This is a genomic window from Sphingomonas sp. DMC8, assembly GCF_056314185.1.
The window spans coordinates 114,108-129,460 of record NZ_JBQUYV010000003.1; the positions used below are offsets into that span (position 1 = coordinate 114,108).

Here is a 15,353-nt window from a genome sequence, read left to right on the forward strand (position 1 = left end):
GGTGCGTTCCGAAAAAGACGATCCTCGCAAGTCGCCGAAGTCGAACGGAGATGCGGAGGCGGGTCGCCCCGTCCGCAACCTGGGCGATGCCTTACGCCAGGCCTATGACGAAACGCTTCATGAAGTCGTGCCCGACGATTTGCTCGACCTGCTGAAAAAGCTCGACTAATCCACACTGCATGGACAGCACGGACTCAGCGCCGCGCAGCCGGGGTTTGTCGGTTGCGATGGCTCGCATGCCCACCGGTGCCAAGGTTTTCTTCATCCTGGTCGGTGCCCTGCTTCCGCTTGCCCTGATTGCGCTGTTCACGACGCTGCAAACTGCCCGTAACGCCGATTCGGAGGCGCGCGAACGCCTGCAGGTGGTCGCGCGCGAAAGCACCAGCGTTCTTGAAAACCTGCTCGCGAACCATCTGTCGCAACTGGGCGAGGCGCTGGTCGCGCTGGAACGCGATCCGCACGATGCCCCCAGCTGCACGCGGCTGGCGGGCACCTATGCCACCCAGCCCCAGGCCCGGTTCGTCATCCTGAATGCGCGGGGGCAGACGCTGTGCGGTCAGCGCTTCGACCGTCCGGAGCCGCGCATCGTCGCCAAGCCCGGACAGACGCTGGTCGCCTTTGCGGGCGACGCGCTGCTGCTGCGGATCGATGGGATCGGCGGCATGCGCGCAATTGCGCTCTATCCGCGTGACCTGCTCGCCACCGTCGCGCGCCCCAGTGGCTTCGTGCCCGATTATGGCGCCGCGCTGGTGCATGACAGCGAGCGGCTGACGCTGCGCAGCCTGTCGAACGGTGGCCCACTGGAGCGGCGCGAAACGGTCGTCAACGCCCTCGGCATCGACGGGCTGCGGCTGGAAATGGCAATGCCGGGCACGCCGATCACCTCCCCGCTGATGATCGCCACCGTCCTCTTGGTCCTGATGTGGATCGCGGCCGCGGCAATCGGCTGGTTCGTGGTCGACATCCTGCTGATCCGGCCGCTCCGCCAGCTGCGCAGCAACGTCGCCAATTACCGGCCGGGTGAAGTGATCGACACGCGCCGCTTCGGCGCGATCCCGGCGCAGGAAATCCGCGAACTGGGCGACACCTTCAGCCAGATCAGCCGCACCGTCCAGGCCCATGAGGCAGACCTTGCCCAGGGGCTGGTGCGCCAGACCAAGCTGACGCGCGAAGTTCACCACCGGGTGAAAAACAATCTGCAGGTCATCTCCAGCCTCATCAACTTCCACGCCCGCGCGGCGAAGGGCGCCGAAGCTGCCGACGCCTATGCCTCGATCCAGCGCCGCGTAGACGCCCTCGCAGTCGTCCACCGCCACCATTATGCCGAGATGGAAGAGACACGCGGGCTGGAACTGCGCTCGGTGATCGGCGAACTTGCCGCCAACCTCCGCGCGACGGCGCCCGATCGTGCCGCAGGGCTGGGCATCACGCTGGAAATCGAATCGCTGCTGGTGACGCAGGATGTGGCGATTGCCGTCGCCTTCCTGCTTACCGAGCTCGTTGAACTGGCGATGACCTGCAATGAGAGTGCGCAGATTCGCATTTCGATCAAGGCATCCGAAGATGCGAGCCGGGCGGTTCTGCGCGCCTCTTCCCCGGCCCTGACCGGCGGTCCCGCGCTGGAGGCGCTGCTCGAAAAGCGCTATGGCCGGGTTCTGACCGGTCTGGCGCGACAGTTGCGAACGCAGCTCCACCACGATCCTCTGATCGGCGTCTATGAGGCGACGATCGCGGTGAGCGGTCGCCCGTAATTCCGAAAAATTTTCGTGCCGCGGGCGGAACCCCGCCGTGTGGCCAGCGTTTTCACCCCCGGATAGCGACCTTTTGCCCCCCCGCTCTCGCTGTCCAAGACATGGGCCCGGAAGCGTCAACCCTCCCCCCCCGGTGGCGCTTCCGGGCCTAAATCTTTTCAGAATCAGCAACTTCTCTCTTCGTGACCGGTCCGTCTGCGCGAGCGCGCAAGGAACGTTTCTGCGCCGCCGCGCATTGATCCGGCGGCCCCGCAGCGGGCGAAGAATAGAGGAGTTCCAATGCGCAAGATCATCGCATGTGCAGCGCTGACGGGTATGTTCCTGGTCGCGGCGTGCAACACCATTGAAGGCGCCGGCAAGGACGTGGCGTCAGCAGGCGATACCGTCGCCAACGCCGCGAACGAATCCAAGTAACGCCCGATCAGGCACAGGGAAAATCAGGCGGCTTCGGCTTCTTCCGGAGCCGCCCTTTCACGCCGGCGGCGGGTGAACCAGATCGCCACCAGCGACAGGAAATAGAGCACGATCAGCGGGCCTGCGAGCAGCAGCTGCGAGCCGACATCGGGCGGCGCCAGAATTGCGCCGATGCCCACGGCACCGACAATCGCATAGCGCCACGCGCCCTTCAGCTGTTCATAGGTGACGATGCCGGCATGTTCGAGCAGCATCAGCAAAATCGGCAACAGGAACGAAATCCCGAAGCCGAAGATGAACTGCATGATGAACTTCAGGTAGCTGTTCACATCGGGCAGTGCTTCCTGCGTCACGCCGCCCAGATCGCCCTGGAAGCCGAGCAGGAATTTCAGTGCCACCGGCACCGCAACGAAATAGGCCATTGCCGCGCCTGCGGTGAACAACAGCGGCGTAGCCAGCAGGAACGGCAGCAGCGCCTGCTTCTCGCGGCGATAGAGGCCGGGCGCGACGAACCGCCACAACTGGTTGGCGATGATCGGAAAGGCGATCATCAGCCCCGCGAAGAACGCCACCTTCACTTCGACCAGAAAGCCGCCGAACACATCGGTGTTGATAATCTTCGCCTGTCCCGCGACCTTCAGCGGCGCGACCAGGAAACCAAGGATATGGCGCGCGAAATAAAGGCAGCCGCCGAACGCCACCAGCAGCGCCAGAATCGACCAGATCAGCCGCCGGCGCAGCTCGATAAGATGCTCGAGCAAGGGCGCCTGGGTATCGTCAATATCGTTCACGGCTTGGCTTCGTCGGTCGGCGGCAGCGGCGCGGCCTTGGGTTCGGTGGAATGCGGCACCGAATCGTGCGTCGCAGGATCATGCTGCGCGGGATCATTCGGTGCGGGATCGCTGCGCAGCACGGGCTGGGGCGTCATGACCGGTGCGGCCTCGTCATGCGGCACTGTATGTGTAACGGCATCGGCAGCGGGCAGGACCGGATGCTCCTCCGGCGCCGGCAGCGGCTGGGGCGGATATTGCCGCATGATGCGCTCATTCTCGGCCGCCCACTGCTTTTCCAGCTCGGCAAGTTCGGCTTCGCGCACCACCGCGTCGAGGCCCGAACGGAACTGACGCGCAACGCCCCTTGCCCGTCCGACCCATTTGCCCACGAACTGCATCGCCCGCGGAAGATCCTTCGGGCCAATGAAAACCAGCGCTACGATGGCCACGAGCAGAAGCTCGCTCGGCGCAATGTCGAACATTCCTTCGGCGTACCCATTCGCAACCATGCTGCCGGCTAACCGGCGCGCAGCGGCCGATCCCGGCCGGTTCATGCAGCGGCGCGGTACCCCTGCGGTCCGCGCCGGTTATCGCTCAGCGCTTCTCTTCGTGCGCGCGTTCCTGCTCGGCAGTATAGCCCGGTTCGGGTGCTGCCTTGCCTTCGATCCGGGTCGGCTGGACGGGCTTGTCGTCGTCCTCCGCCATGCCCTTCTTGAAATTCTTGATGCCCTTGGCGACGTCGCCCATCATGTTCGAGAAGCGGCCGCCACCAAGCACCAGGATCGCGATGACGCCGAACACCAGCCAGTGCATCAGGCTGAAGCTACCCATGAGAATTCTCCTTGTATCCCGGCCTATCTAGGCTTCGCAGGCATCAACGGCAACGGTTTGATCGCCTCCGGCCGAACCCTGCGGATGAAAACGCTTATTCTTCCTCGCCTTCCGGTTCGGCACCGCGCTCTTCGCTGCCTTCGGTCTCCAGCGCCTCGAACGCGAGATCCACGGGATCGAGCAGACCCGCCGCCTTAAGGTCGTCGATCCCGGGCAGGTCGCGTCGGCTGGCCAGCCCGAAATGGCTGAGGAAACCCGGCGTCGTGGCATACATCAGCGGCCGCCCCGGCACTTCGCGTCGCCCGGCGGGCCGCACCCACCCTGCCTCCATCAGCACGTCGATCGTGCCCTTGGAAATCTGTACGCCGCGAATCGCCTCGATCTCGGCGCGTGTCACCGGCTCGTGATAGGCGATGATCGCGAGCGTCTCGATACCCGCGCGGCTTAGCTTGCGGCTCTCTTCCCGGTCGCGACGCAGCAGATGGGCAAGATCGGCAGCCGTCTGGAAATGCCAGCGTTCGCCGCGCCGCACGAGCTCGACGCCGCGCCCGCCATAATGCTCCTCCAGACTGGCAAGCGCCGCGCGAACATCGAGCCCCGGGCCGACATGGGCGCGGATTTCGTCGACCGTCATCGGTGCTTCGGCCGCGAACAGCACGGCCTCTACGGCGCGAACAGGATCGTCAGGCGCGATGGCGCTCATACTTCCGCCGCCTTGAGATACAGGGGCGCGAAGGGCGATTTCTGCCGCAACTCCAACCGCCCCTGCCGCGCCAGTTCGAGCGCCGCGACAAAGGACGATGCCAGGGCCGACTTGCGATAGGTGCCGCTGGCACCCTCGGGCAGAAAACTCTCGATCGTGCTCCACTCGATCGTCGTGCCGATCAGTTCCGACACGCGCTCGATCGCCTCTTCCAGCGTCATCACGTCGCGCTGGGCGACGACATGCATGACCGGGCGGGTGCGCGCGCTGATCCGGCCATAGGCGGCGATCAGGTCATAGATTTCGGCTTCCCACCGGGCCTGCCGGACGACACGCAGCCCTTCAGGCGCGCCGCGAAAGAACACGTCGCGGCCCAGCCTGTCGCGTGCCACCAGCCGTGCCCCCGCCTCGCGCATCGCGTTCAGTCGCTCCAGCCGCAATTGCAGCCGCAGCGCCAGTTCCTCGGGGCTGGGCGTCTCTTCGGGATTGCGCGGCAGAAGGAGTGCGGACTTCAGATAGGCAAGCCACGCCGCCATCACCAGATAATCGGCGGCGAGTTCCAGCCGCAGCGCCCGCGCCTCGTTCACATAGGCGAGATATTGCTCGACCAGTTGCAGGATCGAAATCTGGCGCAGATCGACCTTCTGGTTGCGGGCAAGCGCGAGCAACAGGTCGAGCGGCCCTTCCCAGCCCTCGACCTCGACCTTGAGTATCTCTTCCCCCTCGCCCATCGACGGGAGTTAAGCAGAGCCGCGCGCGGCTGTCATGCCCCCGTGCGTCACGCCAGTGCCAGCAACGCATCCCGTTCGGCGATCAGCGCCGCACGGTCGGCGGGTTCGGGGCCGCCGGCGATCGTGGCCATCGCCCGTTCCAGCCGACGCAGGCAAGCCTCGCCCGCGTCGGGCAGCAGGCTGACGATCTCCACCATTTCCGGCATGCGCGCCCAGCAATCGAGCACCACATCGCAGCCCGCTGCCAGCGCGCCCAGCGCCTTTTCGCCGGGCGTTCCGGACAGCGCCTTCATGTCGATATCATCGCTGAACAACAGCCCGTCAAAGCCGATCCGGCCGCGAATGACTTCGCCGATCACCTTGGCCGACAGCGTCGCGGGATGCTCGGCATCCCAGGCCTCATAGACGACATGCGCGGTCATCCCCATCGGCGCATCCGCGAGCCGGAGGAACGGCGCGATGTCGCTTTCCAGGGCGGCCGCATCGGCAGCCACGCGCGGCAGGGTCAGGTGGCTGTCGACCAGCGCCCGGCCATGGCCCGGCATGTGCTTCACCACGCCGACCACGCCGCCGCGCCGCAAGCCGTCGAGGATCGCCCGTCCCAGCGCGGCGACGCGCATCGGCTCGCCGCCCAGCGCGCGATCGCCGATCGCCTCCGTCACATCAGGCTGGCGCACGTCGAGCAGCGGCGCGCAATCGACGTTCACGCCCACTTCGGTGAGCATCAGACCCAGCGCCTGGCCATTGGCACGCGCCGCCTCGATCGCGGTGATCGGTGCCTTTTCGTAGAGTGCGTCGAACGCCGCCCCTGCCGGAAAGGACGGCCAGACGGGCGGCTGCATCCGCGCGACGCGGCCGCCCTCCTGATCGATCAGGATCGGCAGATCGGCGCGACCGGAAAGATCGCGCAGGCTGTCGGTCAGCGCGCGCATCTGGGCCACGCTGTCGCAATTGCGCTTGAACAGGATATAGCCGAGCGGATCGGCATCGCGGAAGAAATCGCGCTCTTCGGCCGTAAGCTGCAGGCCGGAGACGCCAAAAATGACGGGCTTCATGCCGCCTGCCTAGCCGACGCCACCCGCGCGGGGAAGCCGCCGACGCCGAAAGCGTATCAGCTTGCGACGAAGCAGTTCTCGCCCGCCACCTTCAGCTTGCCGCAAATCTCGCGCGCCTGCCCGTTGCTGCCGGCGTTGACGCGCAGGCGATAGACGGTCTTGCCGTCGGGCGTGACGAACCGCTCGACCGACTTGCCGAGGGGGGCGAGATAGGCAAACCGCTTCGACAGGCGCAGCCATGCGACGTTCGCGCCGCCTTCGCTGGGGAAGGCCCCCAGCTGGACCAGTGAGCCTGCGCCGCCATTGGCCGCGACTGCGGGCGCACTGCTATTGGCCGCGGGAGCCGGCTTTGCCGCGAGCGTAGGGCTCGCCGCGGGCAGCGCCAGGGTGGCGGCCTTGCTGGCGCTGGTCGGGCTCGCGGCGGGCTTGGGCGCATGTTTGGCGTCGACCGGTGCCTCGGGCAAGGCAGCGACGTTGATGCTGGCGTTGCTCGACGCGCCCTGGCTGGTGCGGAAGACGGTATCGCCCTCGCCATCCACCTTCATGCCGCCGGGGTCGTCCGGGCGAACCTTGTAATCGCCTTCCTCGGCGTTGATCAGCGCGCCATCGCCGCCCTGCAGCCCGTGATAGCGCTGCCAATACAGCGCGCCGGCGACGGCAGCGAGCACGAGAAGGGCGAGAAGAACGAGCAACGCAATACGGCCGCGGCGCGGCTCGTGATACTCGTCCTCCACCGTCTCCAGCCAGGGGAGACGCTCGTCATGATCGTACCCGTCTTCGGCAGCGCTGCCCATCGCCTCACATCTCCTCGACGGCCTCCACGCCCATCAGGGCGAGACCGTTTCGGATAACCTGCCCGATCGCGCGCCCGAGGAAAAGCCGCGCGCGGGTAAGCGCCGGCTGTTCCACGATGAGAAAGCGCCGCTCCGCAGAATCGTTGCCGAGATTGTAGAGCGCGTGGAACTCCGCGGCCAAGTCATAGAGATAAAAGGCGATTCTATGCGGCTCACGAGCACTTGCCGCCGCTTCCACCACCCGCGGGAACTGGGCGGCAAGCTTCGCCACCACCAGCTCGCGTGTATCAAGCAGGGACAGATCGGCTGCTTCTTCCGTGCTAATACCGGCCTCTGCGGCACGGCGATGCACCGACGCGACGCGGGCATGGGCGTATTGCACGTAGAAGACAGGGTTTTCCTTGGACGTCTCGAGCACCTTGGCGAAGTCGAAGTCCATCTGCGCATCGGCCTTGCGGGTGAGCATGGTGAAGCGCACCACGTCCTTGCCCACTTCGCGCACGACATCGGCGAGCGTGACGAAATTACCCGCCCGCTTCGACATCTTCACCGGCTCGCCGGCGCGGAGCAGGCGGACCATCTGGACCAGCTTGACGTCGAACCGCGTTTTGCCGCCGGTAAGCGCCTGCACGGCAGCGACGATCCGCTTCACCGTACCGGCATGGTCGGCGCCCCAGATGTCGATCAGCTGGTCGGCCGACTGCGCCTTCTGGAAGTGATAGGCGAGATCGGCGCCGAAATAGGTCCATTGCCCGTTCGACTTCTTGATCGGGCGATCCTGGTCATCCCCGAACTGCGTCGAGCGGAACAGCGGCAGTTCGACCGGTTCCCAATCCTCGGGCGTCTCGCCTTTCGGGGCTTCCAGCACGCCGTCATAGACGAGCCCGCGCTCGCGCAGCCATGCCTCGGCCTGTTCGGGCTTGCCGGCGGCCTGCAGCTCGGCCTCGGACGAGAACAGGTCGTGATGGATGCCGAGCAGCGCCAGATCGTCCTTGATCATGACGAGCATCGCCGCAACCGCCGTCTTGCGGAACAGCGCCAGCCATTCGCTCTCGGGCGCGTCGACATATTTGTCGCCGAACTCGGCGGCGAGCTGCTGGCCGACCGGCTTCAGATAGTCGCCCGGATAGAGCCCCTCGGGGATCTCGATCGTCGCGCCCAGCGCCTCGCGGTAGCGCAGATGCGCCGACCGCGCGAGCACATCGACCTGACCACCCGCGTCGTTGACATAATATTCGCGAACAACCTTGTGCCCGACATATTCGAGCAGGCTGGCCAGCGCATCGCCCACCACCGCGCCGCGGCAATGGCCCATATGCATCGGGCCCGTCGGATTCGCCGAGACATATTCGACGTTGACGGTCGTCCCCTCGCCGAGCGTCGAACGACCATAATCGGCGCCTGCCTTCAGGATTTCGGCGACTTCGCCGCGCCACGTATCCTCGGTCAGTGTCAGGTTGATGAAGCCGGGGCCGGCGACCGAAACGGCCGAGACCTCGTCCAGCTTCTCCAGCTCGGCGACCAGCTTTTCGGCAAGGGCGCGCGGATTGGTGCCGGCGGGCTTGGCGAGCACCATCGCGGCATTGGTGGCGAGATCGCCATGGCTGGCGTCACGCGGCGGCTCGACGGTGATCGCACGTCGCTCCAGCCCCGCGGGCAGATCGCCGGCGAGGACAAGCGCATCCAGGGCAAGGTTCAGATGCGCGGCGAAACGTGCGTAGAGCGTCATGTGCGTTCCAGAGGTTGACGGAAAGGCGGCGCTGTAGCCGAAGCCGACGCCTGCGTCATCCCCATGGGATGCGGGCATCCTCACAGGCCCCCGCCCCGGCACGGGGATTGAGTCATATCAACATCTGACGCGCCCAGAAACGCCGGTCTTATAAGTCGTAGCTCGGATACTCATCATCGTCCCAAGGCGGGTATATAACGGGCTTGTCTCCGTAATAGCGGCGAATCAATCCGTCACGTCGCTCGATGAAGCCTTCTTCCCGCCTTGGATCATCGGGATAGAAATACTGCACTTCAAACCGTCCGTTGCGGACAAAATACTCAATCTCCGACCAATGCGAAGGCCCCTCTTGCGCATACCAAAGATCGAGCAGCACGTCGCTCCAACGCTGCAGATCCGGGCTGCGATAGACGACATGATCCCCCGCATCCTTGAAGATCGAGGGGCCAACCATCTCCGGGTCGACCTCCGCTTGGAGAAGCGTGTGCTCTAGCGGATATGAGTCATCTTCCGCCAGCATCTGCCCAATCTGCAGTAACAGGCGCTCCGTCTCATCTTTGGCCATGCCAAGCCCCTTTCTTTTCATTGGGCAATTCGACGCTCTGCTTCCTGCCATTGATTTCAAAGCGGACGCTAAGACTCGAAGGACGCTGGGAGCCTCCTCGAAAATGCGGCACAATCTTCACCGTAACCTTGTGGCCGGCACGCTTCTCCCGCGCCCATTGATCCTCAAGGACGCGATACCGGCCCCGGTTGACGTTCGCATCCTGCGCAAAATGATTGAATGCCTCGGTCGGCCCGTTGAACCGGGGCGCCACATAATGTCCGCCATCATCCCTCGGCAACCGATCGGCACCGCCTGCACTACGTTGCAGACTTCGGGAGCGAGGCTGCGTCCCCAGAACCAGTTCCCCGGTAACGCGGCGCGTCCGTCCGCGCTCGTCGACCTCATAATCATAGCCATTACGTACAATGTGTCGCCACGAACGGCTCTCGCTGCCCTCCTTCGGCGCCCTGTCTGCTTGATAAGCCCCTCCACCAGTGACTTTGGGAGCCTCATCGCGGGTTGGCGGATCCCAACTCCCGCTAGCACCACCACCTCCAGAACTGCCGCCACCTCCCCTGAAATCGGCCCGGCGGCCGATGTTTTCGCCAGCCCGCTCCCAACTACCACTCGCCCCTCCACCACCGGATGAGCCTCCGCCGGGGCGGAACGCGTCAGTCGGCCGAGCGCGGAGGAAGTAGTTCTGATAGGCTTGATAGCGTTCCTCTATAGCTTTCCGCCATTCCGGATCGCCTCGATGTTTGGCCAATTCTCGCGCACGCCAAGCCTTCGCCTCTTCGAGCGACGCCATCGGCTTTAACCGCCAATCATCACCATATTGCGGCTTTCGCTTTTGCGCTGATCGCTTGGCGTCACCTGTGCCCGCAGCCGAGCCCTGCCCCTGACCAGCAAAGGTGAATCTACCGTTGGATGGATCGTGCCAGGGGTTGAATTTTACTTCAACGGGACCTTCGTCGGTGGGCGAAGCCCGCCTTCCGGTACGTAACCAGGTAGAAAATGCCCGTCGCTCTTGCGATGCTGTCTGCATGCGCACTCCCCCATGTCCGCAATGCCGGCAGACTAGAACAAAAAGAGAACAATGTCAAGCAAAATGTATCGTTTGCTCCAACCCTGCCGATCGCTCTTCGAGAAGGCGAAGCGCCCGATCCCGTCGGGACCGGCGTCAGCCTACACCCGCACCAGCCCATCGAGCACCGCCACCTTGTCCATCGCCGGGAACAGCGCCTTGGCGCTGCGTTCGGGCGGCAGGGCAAAATGCTGGGCGACGGCGCTGTTGATGAGAGTGTCCAGCGCCGTCGTCGGCTTCAGGTCGCGCGCCTCATAGAGTGCGGCGTCAGCCAGCCCCGGCCAGTCGGCCTGCACGCGCCCGCCCCGAACGGCGCCGCCGAGCAGCATCGCCACCGAACCCGTGCCGTGGTCCGTTCCGCCGGTGCCGTTTTCCTTCACTGTGCGGCCAAACTCCGTTGCGACCACCACCAGCGTGTTGTCCCAAAGCGGTCCAAGGCCAGCCTTCATCGCCGCGATCATGCCGTCGAGCGCCTTGAGCTGGTTGCCGAGGCGGCCGCGCTGGCCGGAGTGCGTGTCCCAGCCATTGGTCTCGATCATCGCGATCCGCGCGCCGCCCGGTGCCGACAGCATTTTGGCGGCAAGCGTGCCGGTATCGACGGCCTTCTTGCCGTTCTCGGCGGCGAGTTCGTCGGTGAGCGAGCGCGTCGCCATAACTTCCTGCCACAGCGGGTGGAGCTGCTTGTCGCCCTGATACATTGCCGAAACCCGTGCGATCAGGTCGGGCGATGCGCCGGGCAGCGACGAGGGTGCATAGCTCGCCACTTCCACCGGCCCGCGCAGCGCCATCGGCACCGACGCCGAAATCGCGATCGCCTTGTCGTCTGCCGGCAACAGCCGCAACAGCCGGTTCATCCAGCCGTCGTGCAACTGATAGGCAGAGACGCCGCCGGTCTCGAGCACATTCTGGCCGTCGAAATGCGAGCGGTCGCGATAGGGCGACGCCACGGCATGGACGAACAACGCCTGCTTCGCCCGATACAGGCCCCAGACATTCTGCAGCGAGGGGTGCAGCGCGAACATCGAATCGAGCTTCGGCGCGGTTGCGAAATCTGCGGCGAGATCGCCGCGCTGGCCGGCATAGGCGGGGTCGCCCACCGGCGCGACAGTATGCAGGCCGTCGGCCGCCCCACGCTGGATGATGAAGATGAAGCGGCGCTCCGTCGGCGCGGCGGCAAAGGCCATGCGGGCGCCCAGCGGCGACAGCATCAGGCCGGTAGCGCCGACGCTCAGAAAATTGCGGCGGTTGAGATACATGGGATTATCTCCGCAGAAATTCGGGCGATACGAGCATCAGCGCCACACCCTGCGCCGGGCTTTCGGCACGGGCGATGGCCTGCTCGGTGCTCTGGCTAAGCGAGGCAGGGAAAATCAGTTCGGCGCGCTGGCGGGGATCGACGACGTCGCGCGCCCGCTGCGCAATCCGCTGTGCGGCTTCCACACGGCGCAGCACGGCGTCCGGCGCCGCCCAGGCCGGGGCAATATCGTCCCAACCCGCAGGCGATCCTGGTTTCCACACCGGCTGCCCCAGTTGCACCATCATTCCCGGGACGAAATTGAGCGGCAGTTGCTGCGCGTCTAGCACGCGCAACGCCGAGACCGTCCATTCCCAGGGCGATTTGAACTTGACCGGCGCCGGCGTCCAGCATTCGGGCGAGGCGACCAGCGTGCGATACAGGCTGGGCAAGTCACCGCCAGTCTTCAGGAACGAAGACTCTAGCCGCGCCACCAGCCTGGGGGGCGGATCGTCACCGGCGAAATGGCGGGCAAGTTTGGTGGCGATGTGCCGCGCCGTGGCCGGATGCGTGGCGAGCGTGGCGAGCACCGCGCTCGCCTGCGTCTCGCCCGGCTGGGGCCATTTCTTGCCGAGAATCGTGCGCGTGCCTGGCTCGTGCATCTCTGCGCCGAAGACGAACTGGCCGGGCGCCCCGTCCGCCGGCGTCCATTTGCCGAGCGGGCCGCGACCGAAGCCGGCGATCGTCCACCCGGTCATTGCGCGGGCGAACTCGGTGACATCGGCCTGGGTATAGCCGCTGCGCACGCCGAGCGTGTGGAGCTCCATGATTTCGCGCGCGAGATTTTCATTGAGGCCCAGCGACCGACGCTGGTTGGGCCGCTGACGCGAGGCGAGCGGACTGTTCGGCCCCACCGACACCGACTGGTCGAGATAGAGAAGCATCGCCGGATGCCGCTCCACGGCGAAAAGCATATCACGGAAACTGCCCATCAGGTTTGGGCGGATCGCTTCGAATTCCAGCGTGCCCGCCAGCGCGATCAATTCCATTTTGTCGGCCGAGATCGCGAAATGATTGGCCCAGAAATGCACCAGCCGCTCGGCAAAGGGGGCCGGGGAGTCGATGGCGGCAACGGCGCGGGCGGTCACCGCCTGGCTATGCCCGTCGCTTACCTGCTTGCTGATCTGTTTGCGCAGTGTCTCGGCTGCCTCGCTACCATTAGCGGGCTGCGGTGGGGGCTGGGTTGGCGCAGTCGCCATCGGCGCCGACCCTGAAGATGCGGGTGATGCCGGAGTTCCAGGCGATACAACTGGCTGGGCGGGCTGCACCGGTTTGGCAGCAACAGCCGCCGAGGCAGCAGCCTTGCGCAGCGCCTCTGCCTGCGCGCGATATTCCAGCAATTGTACGACTGTCGCCGAAGAGCCCGGCAAGGCCGCGATGGCCGGCGGTTGCGCGACATAATGGTCCAGTTGGCGAAGCAGCCATTGCTTGGGATCAGCGCCGGGATCTTCTCCCGGTCTTGCTCCATATCCAAAGCGATTCAGCGCGATGCTCTTTTCCGTCATTACGACCCTCATGGCTGCGACGAACGCATAGCTTCCATTTGTCGCAGGAATTTTTCACAGAGTCGGTTGACCGCAGCTGAACGCCTGTTGAGCGCACAGTTGCAAAAACTGCAATTACTGCGTCCGTTTTTTGCGATTGCCCCTCATGCTGCGATGCAACATTGCGGCTCCAAGAACACAAGAAGGATGCTGATCTGGCTCTTTTCGAACTCGAAGGAGAAAGATCGTGACCCGTTTCACTATCGCACTCGCGGCCTCGCTGTTTGTTGCCGCACCCGCCATTGCCGCTGACCAGGCCGAGCGCAGCTTCACGCGCGACGGCATGACCTATGTCTATACCTCGACGGTCAAGGGCGACGCCCAGATTCTCGAAGGCGTCGTGAAGCAGACCAACCAGAAGTTCCATCTGGTCGTGCGCAACGGCTGGGTCGATGGCAACACCGGCGGCGTGCGCGTGTCGTTCCGCGTGCCGAAGACCAGCCAGGTCGAACTGGCTCAGCGCTAAGCTTCGCCTTCCCGGCATAAGAAACCCCGCAGCTGCCCGTGCAGCTGCGGGGTTTTCCGTTTCTGCTTCTCTGCGAAGGTATCGGTCAGTCGGTACCCGCTGCCGCCTTTGCGCCTGGCTGATGCGGTGCGTCAGCGCTAACCTGCTGGGGGCGGGCGGGCATCATGCCTTTCCCCGCCTGATGATGCGACTGCGCCAGCTGCGGTGCACGATCGCGCATCCGCCAGGTAACGACCGGGCTCTTTCCCGAAGGCATCCAAACGCGCTCATGCGTTTCGTGAAGCGACTGAGCGTTGGACGGCACGGAAACCAACAGCACCGGCGCAAGGGCGAGATACTTCAACATTACGGACAGTCCTTATTTTCTTTGACGGTGGATGGCTGTCGCAGATAGCGAGGCAAGTTTTCAGGTCGCTTGCGCATTGGTAACGAATTGTGTCCCGCACCAAGGCGGTCAAAAACCGTCGGGCAGGTCGATCGTCCCACAAATCTCCCGGTATCGCGCGATCGCGTAACGATCGGTCATGCCGGCGATGAAATCGGCGATGTGGCGACTGCGATCCGGCTCCTCGACATGCAGCGCGTCACGCCATTCCGGAGGCATCAGCATCGGATCGGCGGCATAGGCGGCGAATAGCCCGGCGACCACGGTACGCGCCGAATCGGCGGCGGCAAGCTGGCTGGGGTGATGATAGAGATTGGCGTACATGAAGCGTTTGAGCCCGCGTTCCGCCTCGCGCATCGCATCGGAGAAGCCGGCGAGGCAACGCCCTGCCGCGCGCACATCCGCCACGGTCTCGACACCCGCATCGGCCACCCGCGCGCGCGTCTCCGCCATCAGGTCGTTGACCATGGCGCCGATCTGCGAGCGGATCAGCTCACCGGTCAGGCGCTTGGCGCTGACGCCTGGAAAGCGTGCCTCGACATCGCGCCAGCCGGCGGCGATCATTGGCACTTCCATCAGCTGGTCGAACGTCAGCAACCCTGCGCGCAGGCCATCGTCGATATCGTGATTGTCATAGGCGATGTCGTCGGCGATTGCCGCGACCTGCGCCTCCAGCGAGGGCCAGCTGTCGAGCTCCAGCGGAAATGCGGCGTCGGCCTCCGCCAGTGCCCATTCGGGTTCAGCGATCGGTCCGTTATGCTTGGCCAGCCCTTCCAGCGTGTCCCAGGTCAGGTTCAGCCCGTCCCAGCCGGGATAGGGGCGTTCCAGAAACGTCAGCGTGCGCAGGGTATGACCATTGTGATCAAAGCCGCCCTTCCCCGCCAGCGCCGTTTCCAGCGCATCCTCACCGGCATGGCCGAAGGGGGGATGGCCGATGTCGTGCGCCAGGCACAGCGCCTCCGTAAGGTCTTCATTCAGGCCGAGCGCGCGTGCGACGGCGCGGCCAATCTGGGCGACTTCCAGGCTGTGGGTCAGACGCACGCGAAAATGGTCGCCGTCCGGCGCCATGAAAACCTGAGTCTTGTGGCGCAGGCGGCGGAAGCTGATCGAATGAATGATGCGGTCGCGGTCGCGCTGGAACGCATCGCGGGGACCGCGCGCACCGCCGCCCGCTTCAGGATGGCGACGGCCGCGCGTCTGGCCTGGCATACAGGCCCAGGGGGAATGCAGTTTCACGGGCGCGCCTCTATCC

17 protein-coding genes are annotated in these 15,353 nt (G+C 65.0%); 4 read left to right on the plus strand and 13 right to left on the minus strand.

What is annotated here, in order from left to right:
• The first annotated feature begins 1 nt into the window (after position 1).
• From ACT53K_RS08170 to ACT53K_RS08180, 3 genes are all read left to right on the plus strand, one after another.
• Complete coding sequence (locus ACT53K_RS08170) at positions 2 to 169, plus strand: NepR family anti-sigma factor (protein WP_476228103.1); 168 nt, start codon at positions 2 to 4, stop codon at positions 167 to 169.
• 67 nt (positions 170 to 236) lie between these two features.
• Positions 237 to 1,751 carry a sensor histidine kinase gene (locus tag ACT53K_RS08175; RefSeq protein WP_476228359.1) on the plus strand — a complete coding sequence of 505 codons (1,515 nt, stop codon included), beginning with the start codon at positions 237 to 239 and terminating at the stop codon, positions 1,749 to 1,751.
• A 279-nt stretch (positions 1,752 to 2,030) separates the two neighbouring features.
• Positions 2,031 to 2,165: an entericidin A/B family lipoprotein gene (locus ACT53K_RS08180; RefSeq protein WP_476228104.1), complete on the plus strand. Its 135-nt coding sequence runs from the start codon at positions 2,031 to 2,033 to the stop codon at positions 2,163 to 2,165.
• A gap of 23 nt (positions 2,166 to 2,188) precedes the next feature.
• On the opposite strand, the gene tatC is transcribed toward ACT53K_RS08180, so the two are convergent.
• From tatC to ACT53K_RS08240, 12 genes are all read right to left on the minus strand, one after another.
• Positions 2,189 to 2,956, minus strand: coding sequence for a twin-arginine translocase subunit TatC (gene tatC / locus ACT53K_RS08185; protein WP_476228105.1), 768 nt, complete (start codon positions 2,954 to 2,956; stop codon positions 2,189 to 2,191).
• Complete coding sequence (tatB, locus tag ACT53K_RS08190; protein ID WP_476228106.1) at positions 2,953 to 3,420, minus strand: Sec-independent protein translocase protein TatB; 468 nt, start codon at positions 3,418 to 3,420, stop codon at positions 2,953 to 2,955. Before tatB ends, tatC begins: the two co-directional genes overlap by 4 nt.
• A 112-nt stretch (positions 3,421 to 3,532) precedes the next feature.
• Positions 3,533 to 3,769 (minus strand): twin-arginine translocase TatA/TatE family subunit, encoded by a 237-nt coding sequence (locus ACT53K_RS08195; protein WP_476228107.1) that lies wholly within the window; start codon positions 3,767 to 3,769, stop codon positions 3,533 to 3,535.
• A 94-nt stretch (positions 3,770 to 3,863) separates the two neighbouring features.
• Positions 3,864 to 4,472 (minus strand): SMC-Scp complex subunit ScpB, encoded by a 609-nt coding sequence (gene scpB, locus ACT53K_RS08200; protein ID WP_476228108.1) that lies wholly within the window; start codon positions 4,470 to 4,472, stop codon positions 3,864 to 3,866.
• On the minus strand, positions 4,469 to 5,203 hold the full coding sequence (locus tag ACT53K_RS08205) for a segregation and condensation protein A (RefSeq protein ID WP_476228109.1): 735 nt from the start codon (positions 5,201 to 5,203) through the stop codon (positions 4,469 to 4,471). Before ACT53K_RS08205 ends, scpB begins: the two co-directional genes overlap by 4 nt.
• A 47-nt stretch (positions 5,204 to 5,250) precedes the next feature.
• Positions 5,251 to 6,258: a beta-N-acetylhexosaminidase gene (gene nagZ / locus ACT53K_RS08210; protein ID WP_476228110.1), complete on the minus strand. Its 1,008-nt coding sequence runs from the start codon at positions 6,256 to 6,258 to the stop codon at positions 5,251 to 5,253.
• 56 nt (positions 6,259 to 6,314) lie between these two features.
• The gene (locus tag ACT53K_RS08215; protein ID WP_476228111.1) at positions 6,315 to 7,052 is read right to left on the minus strand and encodes an SPOR domain-containing protein; all 738 of its coding nucleotides are present in this window, start codon (positions 7,050 to 7,052) and stop codon (positions 6,315 to 6,317) included.
• Between the two features lie 4 nt (positions 7,053 to 7,056).
• On the minus strand, positions 7,057 to 8,781 hold the full coding sequence (gene argS / locus ACT53K_RS08220; protein ID WP_476228112.1) for an arginine--tRNA ligase: 1,725 nt from the start codon (positions 8,779 to 8,781) through the stop codon (positions 7,057 to 7,059).
• 148 nt (positions 8,782 to 8,929) lie between these two features.
• Positions 8,930 to 9,346, minus strand: a complete 417-nt coding sequence (locus ACT53K_RS08225) for a hypothetical protein (protein ID WP_476228113.1) — start codon at positions 9,344 to 9,346, stop codon at positions 8,930 to 8,932.
• The gene (locus ACT53K_RS08230; RefSeq protein ID WP_476228114.1) at positions 9,333 to 10,373 is read right to left on the minus strand and encodes a DNA/RNA non-specific endonuclease; all 1,041 of its coding nucleotides are present in this window, start codon (positions 10,371 to 10,373) and stop codon (positions 9,333 to 9,335) included. Before ACT53K_RS08230 ends, ACT53K_RS08225 begins: the two co-directional genes overlap by 14 nt.
• A gap of 140 nt (positions 10,374 to 10,513) precedes the next feature.
• Positions 10,514 to 11,668 carry a DUF1501 domain-containing protein gene (locus ACT53K_RS08235; protein WP_476228115.1) on the minus strand — a complete coding sequence of 385 codons (1,155 nt, stop codon included), beginning with the start codon at positions 11,666 to 11,668 and terminating at the stop codon, positions 10,514 to 10,516.
• A 4-nt stretch (positions 11,669 to 11,672) separates the two neighbouring features.
• Positions 11,673 to 13,211 (minus strand): DUF1800 domain-containing protein, encoded by a 1,539-nt coding sequence (locus ACT53K_RS08240; protein ID WP_476228116.1) that lies wholly within the window; start codon positions 13,209 to 13,211, stop codon positions 11,673 to 11,675.
• A 226-nt stretch (positions 13,212 to 13,437) separates the two neighbouring features.
• On the opposite strand from ACT53K_RS08240, the gene ACT53K_RS08245 reads away from it, so the two are divergent.
• The gene (locus ACT53K_RS08245) at positions 13,438 to 13,716 is read left to right on the plus strand and encodes a hypothetical protein (protein ID WP_476228117.1); all 279 of its coding nucleotides are present in this window, start codon (positions 13,438 to 13,440) and stop codon (positions 13,714 to 13,716) included.
• Between the two features lie 454 nt (positions 13,717 to 14,170).
• Here the strand turns inward: ACT53K_RS08245 and ACT53K_RS08250 are convergent, their stop codons facing one another.
• The gene (locus ACT53K_RS08250) at positions 14,171 to 15,337 is read right to left on the minus strand and encodes a deoxyguanosinetriphosphate triphosphohydrolase (RefSeq protein WP_476228118.1); all 1,167 of its coding nucleotides are present in this window, start codon (positions 15,335 to 15,337) and stop codon (positions 14,171 to 14,173) included.
• Positions 15,338 to 15,353 lie beyond the last annotated feature (16 nt).

Coding starts and splice junctions, on each gene's coding strand:
- ACT53K_RS08175 (WP_476228359.1), top strand. CDS start 237: ATGCCCACCGGTGCCAAGGTTTTCTTCATCCTGGTCGGTGCCCTGCTT.
- ACT53K_RS08180 (WP_476228104.1), top strand. CDS start 2,031: ATGCGCAAGATCATCGCATGTGCAGCGCTGACGGGTATGTTCCTGGTC.
- tatB (WP_476228106.1), bottom strand. CDS start 3,420: ATGTTCGACATTGCGCCGAGCGAGCTTCTGCTCGTGGCCATCGTAGCG.
- ACT53K_RS08195 (WP_476228107.1), bottom strand. CDS start 3,769: ATGGGTAGCTTCAGCCTGATGCACTGGCTGGTGTTCGGCGTCATCGCG.
- scpB (WP_476228108.1), bottom strand. CDS start 4,472: ATGAGCGCCATCGCGCCTGACGATCCTGTTCGCGCCGTAGAGGCCGTG.
- ACT53K_RS08205 (WP_476228109.1), bottom strand. CDS start 5,203: ATGGGCGAGGGGGAAGAGATACTCAAGGTCGAGGTCGAGGGCTGGGAA.
- nagZ (WP_476228110.1), bottom strand. CDS start 6,258: ATGAAGCCCGTCATTTTTGGCGTCTCCGGCCTGCAGCTTACGGCCGAA.
- ACT53K_RS08215 (WP_476228111.1), bottom strand. CDS start 7,052: ATGGGCAGCGCTGCCGAAGACGGGTACGATCATGACGAGCGTCTCCCC.
- argS (WP_476228112.1), bottom strand. CDS start 8,781: ATGACGCTCTACGCACGTTTCGCCGCGCATCTGAACCTTGCCCTGGAT.
- ACT53K_RS08225 (WP_476228113.1), bottom strand. CDS start 9,346: ATGGCCAAAGATGAGACGGAGCGCCTGTTACTGCAGATTGGGCAGATG.
- ACT53K_RS08230 (WP_476228114.1), bottom strand. CDS start 10,373: ATGCAGACAGCATCGCAAGAGCGACGGGCATTTTCTACCTGGTTACGT.
- ACT53K_RS08235 (WP_476228115.1), bottom strand. CDS start 11,668: ATGTATCTCAACCGCCGCAATTTTCTGAGCGTCGGCGCTACCGGCCTG.
- ACT53K_RS08240 (WP_476228116.1), bottom strand. CDS start 13,211: ATGACGGAAAAGAGCATCGCGCTGAATCGCTTTGGATATGGAGCAAGA.